The organism is Streptomyces sp. GL_140 (genome assembly GCF_057834465.1).
In genome coordinates, this window is the sequence record NZ_CM174404.1 from 7061554 (window position 1) to 7075732 (window position 14179).

Genomic DNA, 14179 nt, shown 5'->3' on the forward strand with positions numbered 1-14179 from the left:
CCCTGCGGCGTTCCCGCGCGGGGTGGCTACAGCGCTGCGCCCAGGGCCAGGAATCCGCAGATCAGGACGAAGAGGATGCCGAGCAGCGGCCAGACGAAGCGCAGGTACTTGTCGTAGCCGACCTTGGCCAGGGCGACGCCGCCGATGGTCACCGCGGTGGTCGGGACCCAGAGGTTCATCCAGCCGCTCGCCGACTGCCAGGCCGTCACCATCAGCGCGCGGGAGACGCCCGCGAAATCGGCGAGCGGGGCCAGGATCGGCATGGTGAGGGTGGCGTGACCGGAGGTGGAGGGGATCAGGAAGGCGAGCGGGAGGTTCACGAGGAAGACGATGATCGCGAAGACCCCCGAGGAAGTTCCCTTGACCACGCCCTCGATGGAGTGGAGCACGGTGTCGGTGATCTTCGAGTTGTTCATGATGACGGTGACCCCGCGCGCCAGCATGATGACCAGGGCCGGCGAGATGAAGTCGGCGGCGCCCTGGATGATCGTGGAGCTGAGCTTCGCCTCGCCCATCCTGGCCACCAGGCCGATCAGCACGGCCGCGCAGATGAAGAGCGCCGCGAGCTGCGCGAAGGACCAGTCCAGTTCCCAGCCGTACGGGGTCGCGTCCGCCTTGCCCGTGAGCGCGCTCGACCAGGGCACCACCGAGAAGATCATGAAGGTGAAGACGAGGACCAGCAGCACCAGCACCGTCTTGTGCAGGCCGGTCAGCTCGGGCTCCGCCTCCTCGTCGCCGGTGGCCTTCTGCTCCCGGTCGCCGGGCAGGAACCCGCACAGGGACTTGGCCGGATCCTTCTGGACCCGCCGCGCGTACCGGATGACGTAGAGGACGGTCACGGCGGTCAGCACGATCCACATCAGGAACCGCAGCCCGATCCCGTCGCCCAGCGAGATGTCGGCGGCCGAGGAGGCCACACCGGTGGCGAACGGGTTGACGGTGGAGCAGAGCACGCCGACGCCCGCCCCGAGGATGGAGGCGCCGACCGCGACGAGCCGGTCGTAGCCGAGGGCCAGCATCATCGGCACCAGCAGTCCGTAGAAGCCGAGGGTCTCCTCGGCGAAGCCCTCGACGGTGCCGAGGATGGAGAAGACCACCATCACGGCGGCGATCAGCAGCGCGCCGCGGTTGCGCAGCCGGTGGGCGAGGCGGGCGATGCCGCGGTCGAGGGCGCCGGTGGCGAAGACGACGGTGATGAACGCGCCGATGGCCAGCACGAAGAGGAAGACCCCCGCGCTGCCGTACAGGTCGCCGCTGAAGGTGGGTCCGACCTGGTGGGTGGTGGGGTCCTGGATGCCGTAGAGGCCGTTGACGGGGGAGAGGAAGAGGTCGTTCAGGCGGTCCGTGATGCTCTGGGTGTCGTCGACCCGGTGGTAGGTGCCGGAGACGGGGGCGCCGCTGTCGTTGCGGTCGTACTGGCCGGCCGGTACGAGGAAGGCCAGCAGCCAGATCGCGACGGTGACGATGGCCAGCACGGTCAGGGCGCTGGGGAAGGAGTACTTCTTCGCCGGCGGCTCCTCCTGCGGAGTGGGCGCGGCGGGGGCCGGGGCCGAGGTGGTCACCGTGCGCCTCCGGAGGCCGGCGGTTCGAAGTCGGCCGCGTACTCCCGTACGAAGGCGGCCATCGCCACCACCGTGTTCCGCAGCTCCGACAGGAGCACCCGCTCGTTCGGCGCGTGCAGGTTGCACATGCTGTCCTGCGCGCCGAACAGCAGCACTTCCGCGCCCGGAGCCGCCTGCGCGAGGCCGTTCACCAGCGGGATGGAGCCGCCCGTGGCGACGTACGAGGCCTGTGTGCCCCAGGCCTCCTTGAGAGCGGTCAGCGCCGCCCGGTACGCCGGCCCGCCCGTCCTGGCCTCGAAGCCGGGGCCGGTGTCGCCCGGGGTGACGGTGAGCGGGATGCCGAAGGGCGCCTGCGCCCGCAGGTGTGCCACGAGCAGGGCGCGGGCCTCCCTCGGGTCCTGGTGCGGGTGGAAGCGGAGGTTCAGTTTGGCCCGCGCGTACGGGACCACGGCCGAGGCGGCATGGTCCACGCTGGGCGCGTCCAGACCGATGACGGTGATCGCGGGACCGCTCCAGAGCCGCTCGCCGAGCGAGCCGGTGCCGATCAGCGGCAGGTCGTGGAGGACCGAGGCGAGCTCGCGGAACTCCTCCTCGGTGTAGGTCGTTCCGTCCCAGGGATCGCGCCGCAGTCCGGGCACGGCGACGTCGCCGTTCCTGTCGTGCAGGGTGGCGAGCGCGCGGAGCAGGACGAGCAGGGCGTCCGGGGCGGCGCCGCCGAACTCCCCGCTGTGCCGGGGCTCGGCGAGCGTGCGCACCTCCACGGTCACCTCGCAGGCCCCGCGCAGACCGGTGGTCAGGGTCGGGGTGCCGGGCCGCAGATTGCCGAGGTCGGCGATGACCATGGCATCGCAGGCGAACCGTTCCGGATCGGTGGGCGGGTAGTCGTCGAAGGGGCTGCCGTACTCCTCCTGGCCCTCGATCACCAGCTTGATCCCGACCGGCGGGCGGCCGCCGTACACGCGCAGCATGCCCAGGTGTGCGATCACGTTCGACTTGTCGTCGGCGATGCCGCGCGCCCGCAGTCCGCCGGGGACCGGGGTCGGCTCGAAGGGCGGGGAGAGCCACAGGGAGGCGGCGCCGGCAGGCTGGACGTCGTAGTGCCCGTAGAGCAGCACGGTCGGGGCGTCCGGGTGCGGGGGCGGGATCTCGCCGTAGATCACCGGGGCGGTGTCGGGGAGGTCGATCCGCTCGATCGAGGGGACGCCCGCTTGGCGCAGGAGGGAGACGATCAGGTCGTGCGCCTCCTCGACGGGTTCCGGCGGATAGCCGGGGAAGGAGATCGAGGGGATCGCCGCGAGGCGTTCGAGGTCGGCTTGCAGGTCGTCCATCAGGGCGTCCACCTGCTCTTCGAGGTCTCGGGCGCGGCCGGGGCCACCATGCCCGTTCCGGGCATCCCGGCCGCCCCGTTCGCCCCGGTCGCTCCCGCCGCCGTGGCTGCTGCCGTTCCCGCCGCGCCCGCCGTCCGTTTCCACCCGCCACCGTCCCTGTGCTCCCGGGGAGACCCCGCCGAGCTGCGGAATCGGTTCTCCGATCATGGGGCGGGGCCTCGGGGGCCGCGTGGCGGAATGGGCCGGTCGGGTGAGCCGGTTGCCGCGGGCCGGGGCGTGCGACGGGAGGGGCGGGACGGGGTGGGGCGGGGCGTGCGGCGGGGCGTGAGGAGGGGCGCGGACCTGGTGGTGGACGTGGCTCGAACTGAGCCCTCGTGGGGGGATCTTGACCTGTCTGCCGCGTATCGAACCCCTGCGGTGATCGTTTCTTCAGGCGTAACCCTCATCCCTGCTGCGGAATCGGGAGAACGCGCGGTGACCGCTTGGCAGTACTTCGCCGGGGCCGGCCTGGTGGCGGCGCTCTGCCCGCTGCACGGTCACATGGAGGTCGCCGGAGACGGCCGGGGCGGGCACGGAGCCCGGGTCGACCTGTGTGTTCCGGCCGGGTCGAAGCCGGCGCCGCCCGCGCCGGAGCCCTCCGCCCGGCCCCCGCTGCGGGTGACCCTGCCCGGCGCGGTGGGGCCGACCGTGGTCCATCCCGGGCGGAGCCCGCTCCTGGTTCCGGGTCCGCCGCCGGACGTGGCGTCGCAGCCGGGCTCGGTGGCGCAGCCTCACGCGGGGTCGACGGCGGAGGCAGCGGCCGGGGTGGCGGAGCCTGCGGTGGCCGCGGTGGATGCCCCGGGGAGTGCGCATGCGGCGCCGGGCGAAGGGGCGGCTCCGGTCCGGGGCGCAGCCGGGGCCGGGCCCGCGGGCCGGTTCCACGTGCGCCCGTACCACTCCTCGGCGCTGGCCAGGCGCGGCCCGGACGGAATGTCCACCGTGATGCTCATGGTCGTCGTGACCACCCCGGCGGTCCTCGCGGCCGTCGCGCTGCGACCGCGTTCCAAGAGCCGCAGCTGATCGTTTCGCCGTTCATTCAACCCACGGAACCTACGGAGAACCCTCGTGTCCGAATGGCTGGTCCTGGCCATCGCCATGGCGCTCGTCTGCGCCCTCGTCCTCGCCTTCACCGCGATCCGGCACCGCCGGGTCGCGGCCGACGAGGACACCAGCGAAACCCCCGACGTCATCGAGTACATGGTGATGATGGTCGGCGTGGTCTACGCGATCGTGCTCGGCCTGGCCATCGCGGGTGTCTGGGAGGCGCGCGGCGCCGCCGAGGACAGCGTCCGCCGCGAGGCCCAGTCCCTGTACGAGGTCACCCAGCGGGCCGACGTCTACCCGGCCCCGGTCCGCGACCGGATCCGGGGCGAGGTCAACGCGTACGTCTCCCACACCGTCAGCGTGGACTGGCCGCGGCTGACCGCGGGGGCGCCCGCGTCCCCGGAGGGCGGCGAGCTGCTCGGCAAGCTGCGCGGCGACGTGACCCACCAGAGCCCGGGCAACGAGCTCCAGGCCCAGGCCTACCAGCCGCTCCTGGACCACATCGCGGCCGCCGACGACGCCCGGCACGAGCGGACGCAGAGCGACGAGTCGACGCTGCCGGGCGTGGTGTGGTTCGGGCTGGTGGTGGGAGGCCTGGTCACGGTCGGGCTGATCTTCACCCTGCAGATCCGGCGGTCCGGGCGGGAGCTGCTGCTGGCGGGGCTCTTCAGCGCGCTGATCGTGTTCCTGCTGTTCATGGTGTGGAGCTTCGACGCGCCCTTCGGCCGGGACGGCATCGATTCGGCGGCGCCGTTCCAGGACCTCTTCCCGGGGCTGACCCTGGCCGCCGGGAGCTGAGCTCCGGGCGGTCTCAGACCCCCGACAGCGCCGCCTGGCGCCGGAACTCGGCCACCACGGGCGAGTTCCGCAGGGCGTGCGAGATCCGTACGAGGTCGCGCGGCCCGTCGGCGGCCGGCGGGGCCCCCTCCTCGCTGGCTCCGATGACCCGCCCCTCGGGGTCGGCGCGGCGCGCCCGTACGGCCGCCGCGACCATTGCCGCGTCGGCGACGGCGCGCGCGCCCTCCTCGTCGCAGCCGCAGGACAGGGCCCGCGCGAGGGCCTCGTCCCGGTGGTTCGGGTCGAAGTACGGGCCGAGGTGCAGGAATCCGTCGTGGATGTCCGACTCGCGCTGGATGACCCGGATGTCGGCGGCGGACCACCAGGACATCCGGACGCTCACGGGGGCGTCCGCGCCGGAGGTGCGGACCTCGTTCCAGAGCGGGCCCAGGCGCCGGTACGTGGTCCAGTGCCGCAGGCTGTCCGAGGCCCGCTGGCAGACCAGCGGGAGCACGAAGCCGATCGCGCTGATGTTGGCCCCGACGGAGGCGAGGGGCGGCGCCATCGAGGTGCTCAGCCAGTCCAGGTCGTGGCCGCTCCAGCGGGCGATGACGGCGGTCATCTTGGTGGCGTCGTAGCTGAGGTTGAAGACGTACCCCACGACGATGATCACCAGGCCGACCCGGAGCCAGCCGCGCACCTGGAGGGACCACCGCCAGCACATGGCGACCATCACGAAGGCGGCCACGTTGTGCGCCACCAGGTAGAGCGCGATGAGCTCACGGATGAACGGTGTGTTGGCGTAGTACGTGTCGAAGTCGCGCAGCCGCTCGACCGGGGCCTCGCCGAGGGCGAAGAGCAGGGTGAGCGCGACGATCACGACGGAATAGCCGAGGATCCAGCGGCGCGAGAAGCGCCGGGTCTGCTCGGGCGGGCCCCCGCGCCAGTTGACGATCAGCACGAGGCAGGCGGCGCTGAACGCGGTGATCAGGCAGTAGACGAGCGGGGCGGAGAAATTGGGGATGCCCGTCCATCGGTTGACCGCCTCGATGGTGGGCGGAGCGGCGAAGGTGAAGACCGCGGCTGCCAGGGTGAGCAGGGCGCAGACGGACCGCAGGAGCGGGTCGCGCCAGTTGTTGCGCAGGGCCGGCACCTTGAAGGCGAGCGCCGTTCCCATGGCGGCTGCCGGTATGTAGTAATCCTGGCCGTTCAACGGTCGTTCCTGTGCCCCCGGTATCCGAGCGATGCCTCGATGCGGCCCGCCAGCTGATCACGTTGTGCCGGTGCCCGGTGGCTCGCCGATCCGGCCAGCCACGTACGGCACCTGCTGCCCAGTAGTAAACCGAAGGTTTCGGCTTCGGTCTCCTCCTGGACGTCGGCGCGCGTGCGCGCGGCTACGCGCCGCACGGTCTCGCCGATGTCGGCCTCGTCCGACAGCAGCCGGGCGGCGACGGCGGCGCCGTCGACGTGGTGGCTGCAGTGGCCGGCCTTCATGTGCCACAGCTCGTGACCGAGGATCACCAGCTGATGGTCGGGTGCGGTGCGTTCCTCGATGACCACGAGATCGCGGTCCGCCATGTCGAGCCACAGACCGCTGGCCGTTCCCGGCGGGAACGAGGCCATCCGGAATTCAACCCGGCGGCCGCGGTACTTGCTCATGCCCTCGCAGAGGGCGGCGTAGAGGTCCACAGGTTCCACGGGCGCGGTCAGCGTGATGCCGGCCACCAGTTCCCCGCACAACCGCCGCTGCTCTCTGCCTATGCTCACCGTTCTCCCCGTCGGCGCGGATCCGGATCAGGACTCAAGGATCAGACCCAGACTTTCGACTGGGTCAGGATTCATTCGGTTTGACGCTTTCGAGAAGCATGTCCAGCCATTCGGTCACCTTGTCCCGGTGCTTGTCGCTGGGCAGTTGGGCGGCTCGCCAGGCGATGCCGCGTACGCCGTGGTTCTGGAGAAGTCTTGCCAGTGGATCGCCGGTCGAAGCAGCCGCGGCGGGTACGGTTTCCCGGGCTCTTCCCGCGAAGTCCTGGAGCAGCTGTTGCTCGGTCCTCTGGAGCGCGTCGGTCAGGGCGTCCGAGTCGTGAGCGGTGAGGAATCCGGCGTGCACTCCGAAGAACCGCTGGATCGCGTCACAGTGTTCCATGGTCGGCCGACGGTCGCCGTTGATCAGGGCCCCGGCCTGCTGGCGCGACATGGCCGCGCCGTCCGCGATCTCCTGCTGCGTGTAGCGGCGGCCGTTGGGCTTGACGCGGGTGCGCCGCAGCAGGTCGAGCCGCTGGAGGAACCGGGTCTGGAGGTCGGGTTCACCCGCGGGCCGGCCGTCGAGCAGGGTCCGCACCACGTCGGCGGGTACGCCGGAGGCCTCGGAGAGGCGGCGCAGGTCGAAGACCTGGTTCGGGTCGCGGCCCATTTTGCCCGCGAGTTCGGCGACGCGCGTGACGGTGGCTGCCAGGTGCGCGTTGGCCACCGCGACGGGAGCCGGGAAGCCGTCTGTCACCAGTGGTTCTCCTAGATCGCGCGAGGTCGGGGTGCGGGCACGTGGGTCGGCTCCTGGAATCTATCCGCTCTCACTCCGTAGGGCTAGAACTTGCCACAGCTGTGGCGGGAATGAGCTGTCAAGAGGCTGGAATTGCCACAATAGTTGACACTCCAATGAAGTCGGTAGCAGGATCGCAACACAGAAATGAAGATCCAGACCGTATTAATGAGGGGGAGCTCTCGGTGCCACATCTCGCAGCGGTGGGCCTGTCCGATGGCCTCGCCCACGCCGGTGGAGAGCGCCTGGCGGGCGAGGAATCCGCACGCGGCGCCGTGCGCTCGGAGCGGCGCAAGGAGATTTTGCGTCAGCGCCGGGAGGAACTCGGGCTGAGTCAGGAGGACTTGGCGGCGCGTCTGCGCATCAGCGTACGTGCGTACGGAAACTGGGAACGAGGCCTGGTCAAGGAGTGGACCGACCGCAAACTCCTCGCCCTGGCCGAGGCCCTGGAGATGAGCGAGCGGCAGTGCTTCTGGCTCTTCCGGGTCATGGTCGACCGGGACCCGCCGCGCACCTGGCGGGCCGCCGATGACAACCGGCTGCCCGAGGACCCGGCCCAGCGCGACTACCTGTGCGACTACGCCGCCCTGATGGAATCCGTCCCCTACCCGAGCTTCCTGGTGGACCACCGCTGGGACGTGGCCCTCACCAACTCGGCCTTCGACCGGCTCTTCCAGTCGGTGCGCCCCCACCCGACGGCCCTGCCCGACGACAACTTCCTGCGCTTCGTGCTGTTCCACCCGGACGCCGCGGCCGTGCTGGAGGACCACGAACCCGCCTGGTGCGTACCGCTGTTGGCCCGGTTCGCGACCGCGCTGATGGCGTCCCCCGACGACGAGGGGCTGCGCAGCATCCGTCAGGAGGTGGCCCGCGACCCGTTCATGGAGGCCGCCTACCGCTACGGGGTCCCGCACTGGCTGACCACCAACGGGGTCGAGGCCGCCGAGCAGGACGGGGCGGTGCGCTCGGTGCGCCACCCGGACCCGAGCTGGGGCCTGGTGCGCTGCCGGATGGTGGCCGAATCCAGCCGGATGCTCGAGAACATGGGGCTGACCCGGATGACACTGATCCTCTCTGCGCCGCAGGGCCTGCCGATGGGTCCGGTCCGGGGTGGCACGGGTACGACCGCGCACCAGGCGCCGCGGCTGCGGGCCGTGCCGTCGCCGGTGGACTGACCGGCGGGGGACACTGGTGCCACGGAACGTGGCACTGCGAAGGGCGGTAAGGGCGTGCGGCTGACGATTCTCGGCGGGGGCGGCTTCCGGGTACCGCTCGTCTACGGAGCCCTGCTCGGCGACCATGCCGAGGGCAGGGTGTCGCACGTGACCCTGTACGACGAGGACTCCGGACGGCTCGGCGCCATGGCGCGGGTCCTCGCCGACCAGGCGGCCGCCTCCGGAGCCGTCGACCCCCCGGTGGTCACGGCCACCACCGATCTCGACGAGGCCCTGCGCGGAGCCGACTTCGTGTTTTCGGCCATTCGCGTCGGCGGGCTCGAAGGGCGGGCCGCGGACGAGCGGATCGCGCTGGCCGAGGGAGTACTGGGCCAGGAGACGGTGGGCGCGGGCGGGATCGCGTACGGGCTGCGGACCGTACCGGTGGCCCGTGAAATCGCGCGCAGGGTGGCCCGTATCGCCCCCGATGCCTGGGTCATCAACTTCACCAACCCGGCCGGGGTGGTCACCGAGGCCATGGCCGAGGAACTCGGGGACCGGGTGATCGGGATCTGCGATTCGCCGGTCGGGCTCGGGCGGCGGATCGCCCGGCTGCTCGGCGCCCGGCCCGATGAGGCCTGGATCGACTACGTCGGCCTCAACCACCTGGGCTGGGTGCGCGGGCTGCGGATCGGCGGGCGTGACGAGCTGCCGCGGCTGCTCGCCGACACCGGGGCGCTGGAGTCCTTCGAGGAGGGCCGGCTGTTCGGGGCCGAGTGGCTGCGCTCGCTCGGGGCGATCCCCAACGAGTACCTGCACTACTACTACTTCAACCGTGACACGGTACGGGCGTACCAGGAGGTCAAGCAGACGCGCGGGGCGTTCCTGCGCGAACAGCAGCGCGGGTTCTACGCCGAGGCGGGACGGCCGGATCTGGCCGCCGGGGCTGCGCTGAGCGCCTGGGACCTGACCCGGGCCGAGCGCGAAGCCACGTACATGGCCGAAAACCGCGAGGTCGCGGGGGTCGGCGAGCGCGACGAGAGCGACCTGGAGTCGGGCGGCTACGAGAAGGTGGCGCTGGCCCTGATGCGGGCCATCGCCCGGGACGAGCGCGCCACCCTGATCCTCAATGTCCGCAACCGTGGCACGCTCGCGGCGCTCGACGCGGAGGCGGTCATCGAAGTGCCCTGCCTGGTCGACGCCAACGGGGCGCACCCGGTGGCCGTCGATCCGCTGCCGCTGCACGCGGTGGGACTGGTGACCTCGGTCAAGGCCGTGGAGCGGGAGGTCCTGGAGGCCGCCGCGAGCGGATCGAGGGCGGCGGCGGTCAAGGCCTTCGCCCTGCACCCGCTGGTGGACTCGGTCGGGGTGGCCCGACGGCTGCTGGACGGGTACGCGGCGGAGCACCGGGGGCTGGCCTACCTGCGCTGACGGGGCGCCGGTGGGCCCGTACGCCTGGAGCCGCACGTTCGTAGCCGCATGCCCGTTGGCCCTTACACCCGGACGGGCCAGCGCCGCATGCGGCCGGGCGGGCGCGCTGTGAGAGTGCGAGATGTGACCACTGCCTCCGCGATACCCGCCACCGCGCCCCCCGTGCTCGACCGGCGGAGGGGCAACGTCGTCTTCGGCACGATCATGCTGGGAGTGCTGCTGGCCGCGCTCGACCAGACGATCGTGGGAACCGCGTTGCCCACGATCGTGGCAGACCTCGGCGGCGGGGACCACATGTCGTGGGTCGTGACCTCCTACCTGCTCACGGAGACGGTCGCGACCGTCCTCGTCGGCAAGTTCGGCGACCTCTTCGGCCGGAAGCTGATCTTCCAGGTCTCCGCGATCGTCTTCATCACCGGATCGTTCCTGTGCGGCCTGGCGAGCAACATGACCCTGCTCATCGTGTGGCGGGGCATCCAGGGCATCGGCGCCGGCGGACTGATGGTCACCGCCATGGCGCTCATCGCCGACGTGGTCCCCTTGCGCGAACGCGGCAAGTACCAGGGCGCGATCGGCGCCGTCTTCGGCGTCGCCACCGTGATCGGGCCGCTGCTCGGCGGACTCTTCACCGACCACCTGACCTGGCGCTGGGCCTTCTACGTCAACGTCCCGATCGCGATCCTGGTGGTCGTCGCGGCCGCGAGGACGATCCCCTCGGTGCGCGCCGCGGGCAAGCCGGTCATCGACTACCTGGGCATCGCGATGGTCGCGATCGGCGCGAGCGCGCTGATCCTGGCCACCAGCCTGGGTGGGAACGAGTACGCCTGGAGCTCGCCGCTGATCGTCGGCCTCTTCGTGGGCGGCGTCGTGGCACTGGCGCTGTTCTGCCTGGTGGAGAGCCGCGCCGAGCAGCCGATGCTGCCGATGCGGCTCTTCCGCAACCCCGTCTTCGCGGTCTGCTCGGTCCTCAGCTTCGTCGTCGGCTTCGCGATGCTCGGCGCGATGACCTTCCTGCCGACCTACCTGCAGTACGTGGACGGGGATTCAGCCACCGTCTCGGGCGTACGGACCCTCCCGCTGGTCATCGGCCTGCTGATCGCGTCGGTCTTCAGCGGCAACGTCACGAGCAAGACCGGCCACTACCGGATCTTCCCGATCGTGGGCTCCGCCGTCATGGGGATCGGGCTCTACCTGCTGTCCCTGATGGGCCCGCAGACCAACGCCTGGCTGGAATCCCTCTACATGTTCGTGCTCGGCGTGGGCATCGGCCTGTGCATGCAGGTGCTGACCATCGCCGTGCAGAACACCGTGGACTACGTCGACCTCGGCACCGCGACCTCCGGCGTCACCTTCTTCCGCACGCTCGGCAGCGCCTTCGGGACCGCCGTCTTCGGCACGATCTACGCCAACACCCTCAAGCCCGCACTGGCCAAGGCGGTCGCCGAGGCCGCGCGCGCCACCGGGCAGGATCCACAGCTCCTGGGCAAGGCCGCGCAGAGCCCGCAGGGCGTCAAGGGGCTCGATCCGGCGGCGGCCGGACCGGTCGTCGGCGCCTACGCGGACACCCTGCAGACGGTGTTCCTGTGGACCGTGCCGGTCGCGGTGGTCGGCTTCGTCGTCGCGCTGTTCCTCAAGCAGGTCAAGCTGCGCGACAGCGCCCGCGCCGGCTCCACCGACATGGGCGACGGCTTCGGCTCGCCGGCCACCGCCTCCGGGGACTCGGCGAAGCTGCTGGAGCTGGCGGTCGGCAAGCTGGTGCGGAGCATGGGGGCGGAGACGGCGCGCGGGATCGTGGACGCCTCGGACACGCGGCTGGACATGGCCGGGGCGTGGGCGGTCATGCAGGTGGACCTGATGACCCGCACGGTCGGCCACGCGAGCCTCGGATTCATGGCGGCCCGGCGCCACCTGCCCCCGGAGGTGCTGCTCCCGGTCTTCGAACGGATGGTGGAGGAGGGCTACCTGACGCGGCAGAACGGCTTCTACACGCACACCCCGGCGGGGGAGCGGGAGGCGGGAGTGATCTCGGCCGCCTGGGCGCAGTGGCTGGGCGACCAGCTGGAGAAGGACCGCGGGCGGCCGCGCAGCGCGGAACTGCGGGCGGCCGCGGACGCGATCGCCAAGCGGCTGCTGGCGGAGGACCTGGGCGACGGCAACTTCGCGCCGCGGGCGATGGCGGGGCGGCCGTAGGGGGCGGGTGTCCGCGGTCGTTGCCTGGTCGTCGTCTGGTCAGGGCCTCGTGATCGGATAGTCGTACGAAGACTCGTGCGGCAGGGGCTGCGCGAGGTCGGGCCGCCACACCCGCAGCACCGCGCGGGACGGGCCGTAGAGGGCCGTCGGGAGCTCGGCCGGTGCGAACCAGGCCCAGCGGGCGATCTTGTCGGGCTCGGTGACCGAGGGCGACCCCTCGGCGGTGGTGGTGACGGCGGCCGCGGTCAGCCGGGTCGCGTCGGACGGGGCGTCGGTCTGCGCCGGGTCGACCCGTACCGAGTCGATCTGCACCGACAGGATCCGGATCCCCTCGGGTGCGACCCGTAGGCCCGTCTCCTCGGCCAGCTCCCGCGCGGCGGCCTGCTCGAACCCCTCCCCGGGGTCGACCTTGCCGCCGGGCAGCTCCCAGCGGCCGTCGTGCGCCTGGCCGAGCAGCACCCGGCCGTCCGGGGCGACCACGACCAGGCCGACGCCGACGACGGCGTTGGGGCGGGGGACGGAGCGTGCGGCGGGCTGTGTGCTCATGGGTCTCCTTCGGGTGTCCGGGTGGGCGCGGCCTGCGAATGGGACAACTGTGCGGGTTTCGGCCAGGCTCCGCCCGCGCAGGCTTCCGGCGGTCTGATCGTCGTACGTTCATCGGCTCAGGGGGCGCAATGGCACATGTGCTGGTTGTCGGCGGGGGCGTCGGAGGGCTGGCAACCGCTCTGCTCGCGGCACGCCACGGACACACCGCCGAGCTCTTCGAACGCGATACGAGGGCTCCCGGCACCGCGCTCGACCGGGACTTCTTCGGCTGGCGCCGGCCGACCGTACCGCAGGCGAACCAGCCGCACGCGCTGCTCGGTGCCGCGCGCAACGTGCTGCGCGAGGAACTGCCCGATGTGCACGCCGAGATGCTCCGGCTGGGCGCGCGCGAGCGGCACGAGCTGGACTGGTTCGAGGAGCGTCCGCCCGCCCGGCCCGGCGACGAGGACCTCGTGATGCTCCAGGCCCGGCGCATCGTGCTGGAGAGCGCGCTGGCCACGGCCCTGAGAGCGGAACCGGGTGTGGTCTCCCGGTACGGGGAGCCGGTGACCGGACTGATCGCGGCGGGCGACGGAGCCGTCGGGGGAGGGTCCGCTCGGGGCGGCAGGGCTTCCGGAGTGCGTGTGACGGGTGTGGCCACCGAGGAGGGAACGTACGAGGGGGATCTCGTCGTGGACGCGGGCGGGCGACGCGGCGGAGCCGAACGCTGGCTGGCGGCCATCGGCTGCCGGCCCGGCATCGTGGAACGGCACCGCACCGGCCTCGCCTACTTCTGCCGCTGGTACCGGCTGCCCGAGGGCCGCGAGGAGGGGCCGCGGCGGCCCTGGGCGGTGACCGGCGGCAGCTTCGCGGGATGCGCCGTCTTCCCGGCCGACAACCGGGTGTTCGCCGTGACGCTGTTCGTGCACACGGCGGACGCCACCCGCTCCGCGCTGCGCGACCCCGCCGTCTTCGAGGCCGCCGCACGGTCCTTTCCGCCCGGCGCGGCCTGGCTGGGACTGGGCGCCGAACCGCTGTCGGACGTACTGGCCACGGCGGGGCTCGACAACCGCTGGAGTGCCCTCGTCGACGAACGGGGGCCGGTGGTGACCGGGTTCGTGCCCGTCGGCGACGCCGTCACCCACACCAACCCGACGCTCGGGCAGGGCACCTCGCTCACGCTGTGGGCCGCGCACCGGGTGGCCCGTACGGCACACCAGGACCCGGGATCGGAGCGGTTCGCGGCCGAGTACCACGGGTGGGCGGTGCGCACCCTCAAGCCGTGGTTCGACTTCCAGGTCGTCGCGGACGGGGCCATCGGGGAACGGTTCGCGACCCGGGCCGGGCGGACGGGGACGGCCCGGGAGGTGGCGGCCCTGTTCGACTGCGCGCTGGAGGATCCGGAGGTGATGCGGGCGCGGGCCAGGGTCCGCCACCTGGCCGACCCGCCGGCGCGGGCCTACGCGGATCCGGAGATCAGGGCGCGGGTGACGCGCTGGCTGTCGGAGCACCCCGACTACGCCCCGCACGAGGCCGGCCCGAGCCGGGCGGAGTGGGAGAAGCTGACGTCGGGCTGAGCGCCGCCGGGCT

12 protein-coding genes are annotated in these 14179 nt (G+C 72.0%); 6 read left to right on the plus strand and 6 right to left on the minus strand.

From position 1 onward, the window contains the following. Nucleotides 1–26 precede the first annotated feature (26 nt). Nucleotides 27–1562, minus strand: coding sequence for a YfcC family protein (locus AC3IYJ_RS32870; RefSeq protein ID WP_489398133.1), 1536 nt, complete (start codon nucleotides 1560–1562; stop codon nucleotides 27–29). Then, a complete protein-coding gene (locus AC3IYJ_RS32875; RefSeq protein ID WP_489403006.1) occupies nucleotides 1559–2890 on the minus strand; it encodes a M20/M25/M40 family metallo-hydrolase in 1332 nt (443 codons plus the stop codon). The genes AC3IYJ_RS32870 and AC3IYJ_RS32875 overlap by 4 nt, the downstream gene beginning before the upstream one ends. Nucleotides 2891–3364: 474 nt before the next feature. Between AC3IYJ_RS32875 and AC3IYJ_RS32880 the strand changes: the two genes are divergently transcribed. After that, complete coding sequence (locus AC3IYJ_RS32880; RefSeq protein ID WP_489398134.1) at nucleotides 3365–3949, plus strand: hypothetical protein; 585 nt, start codon at nucleotides 3365–3367, stop codon at nucleotides 3947–3949. 45 nt (nucleotides 3950–3994) lie between these two features. Further along, nucleotides 3995–4771: a bestrophin-like domain gene (locus AC3IYJ_RS32885; RefSeq protein WP_489398135.1), complete on the plus strand. Its 777-nt coding sequence runs from the start codon at nucleotides 3995–3997 to the stop codon at nucleotides 4769–4771. Nucleotides 4772–4784: 13 nt separating this feature from the next. On the opposite strand, the gene AC3IYJ_RS32890 is transcribed toward AC3IYJ_RS32885, so the two are convergent. The 3 genes from AC3IYJ_RS32890 to AC3IYJ_RS32900 form a co-directional block, all read right to left on the minus strand. Next, complete coding sequence (locus AC3IYJ_RS32890; protein WP_489398136.1) at nucleotides 4785–5963, minus strand: MAB_1171c family putative transporter; 1179 nt, start codon at nucleotides 5961–5963, stop codon at nucleotides 4785–4787. Further along, nucleotides 5960–6517 (minus strand): toxin-antitoxin system, toxin component, encoded by a 558-nt coding sequence (locus AC3IYJ_RS32895; RefSeq protein WP_489398137.1) that lies wholly within the window; start codon nucleotides 6515–6517, stop codon nucleotides 5960–5962. Before AC3IYJ_RS32895 ends, AC3IYJ_RS32890 begins: the two co-directional genes overlap by 4 nt. 64 nt (nucleotides 6518–6581) lie before the next feature. Continuing rightward, a complete protein-coding gene (locus AC3IYJ_RS32900; RefSeq protein ID WP_489398138.1) occupies nucleotides 6582–7250 on the minus strand; it encodes a helix-turn-helix domain-containing protein in 669 nt (222 codons plus the stop codon). Nucleotides 7251–7474: 224 nt separating this feature from the next. Here AC3IYJ_RS32900 and AC3IYJ_RS32905 point away from each other — a divergent pair, with 224 nt between their 5' ends. From AC3IYJ_RS32905 to AC3IYJ_RS32915, 3 genes are all read left to right on the plus strand, one after another. After that, a complete protein-coding gene (locus AC3IYJ_RS32905) occupies nucleotides 7475–8464 on the plus strand; it encodes a helix-turn-helix domain-containing protein (RefSeq protein WP_489398139.1) in 990 nt (329 codons plus the stop codon). Nucleotides 8465–8518: 54 nt separating this feature from the next. Beyond that, nucleotides 8519–9874, plus strand: coding sequence for a 6-phospho-beta-glucosidase (locus AC3IYJ_RS32910; protein WP_489398140.1), 1356 nt, complete (start codon nucleotides 8519–8521; stop codon nucleotides 9872–9874). 87 nt (nucleotides 9875–9961) lie between these two features. Then, nucleotides 9962–12064 carry an MDR family MFS transporter gene (locus AC3IYJ_RS32915; protein ID WP_489403007.1) on the plus strand — a complete coding sequence of 701 codons (2103 nt, stop codon included), beginning with the start codon at nucleotides 9962–9964 and terminating at the stop codon, nucleotides 12062–12064. Nucleotides 12065–12103: 39 nt separating this feature from the next. Here AC3IYJ_RS32915 and AC3IYJ_RS32920 read toward each other — a convergent pair whose 3' ends face one another. Beyond that, a complete protein-coding gene (locus AC3IYJ_RS32920) occupies nucleotides 12104–12610 on the minus strand; it encodes a nucleotide triphosphate diphosphatase NUDT15 (RefSeq protein ID WP_489398141.1) in 507 nt (168 codons plus the stop codon). A gap of 128 nt (nucleotides 12611–12738) precedes the next feature. On the opposite strand from AC3IYJ_RS32920, the gene AC3IYJ_RS32925 reads away from it, so the two are divergent. After that, the gene (locus AC3IYJ_RS32925; protein ID WP_489398142.1) at nucleotides 12739–14166 is read left to right on the plus strand and encodes an NAD(P)/FAD-dependent oxidoreductase; all 1428 of its coding nucleotides are present in this window, start codon (nucleotides 12739–12741) and stop codon (nucleotides 14164–14166) included. The last annotated feature ends 13 nt before the right edge of the window (nucleotides 14167–14179 follow it).

Coding starts and splice junctions, on each gene's coding strand:
- AC3IYJ_RS32875 (WP_489403006.1), bottom strand. CDS start 2,890: ATGGACGACCTGCAAGCCGACCTCGAACGCCTCGCGGCGATCCCCTCG.
- AC3IYJ_RS32915 (WP_489403007.1), top strand. CDS start 9,962: ATGCGGCCGGGCGGGCGCGCTGTGAGAGTGCGAGATGTGACCACTGCC.
- AC3IYJ_RS32920 (WP_489398141.1), bottom strand. CDS start 12,610: ATGAGCACACAGCCCGCCGCACGCTCCGTCCCCCGCCCCAACGCCGTC.
- AC3IYJ_RS32925 (WP_489398142.1), top strand. CDS start 12,739: ATGGCACATGTGCTGGTTGTCGGCGGGGGCGTCGGAGGGCTGGCAACC.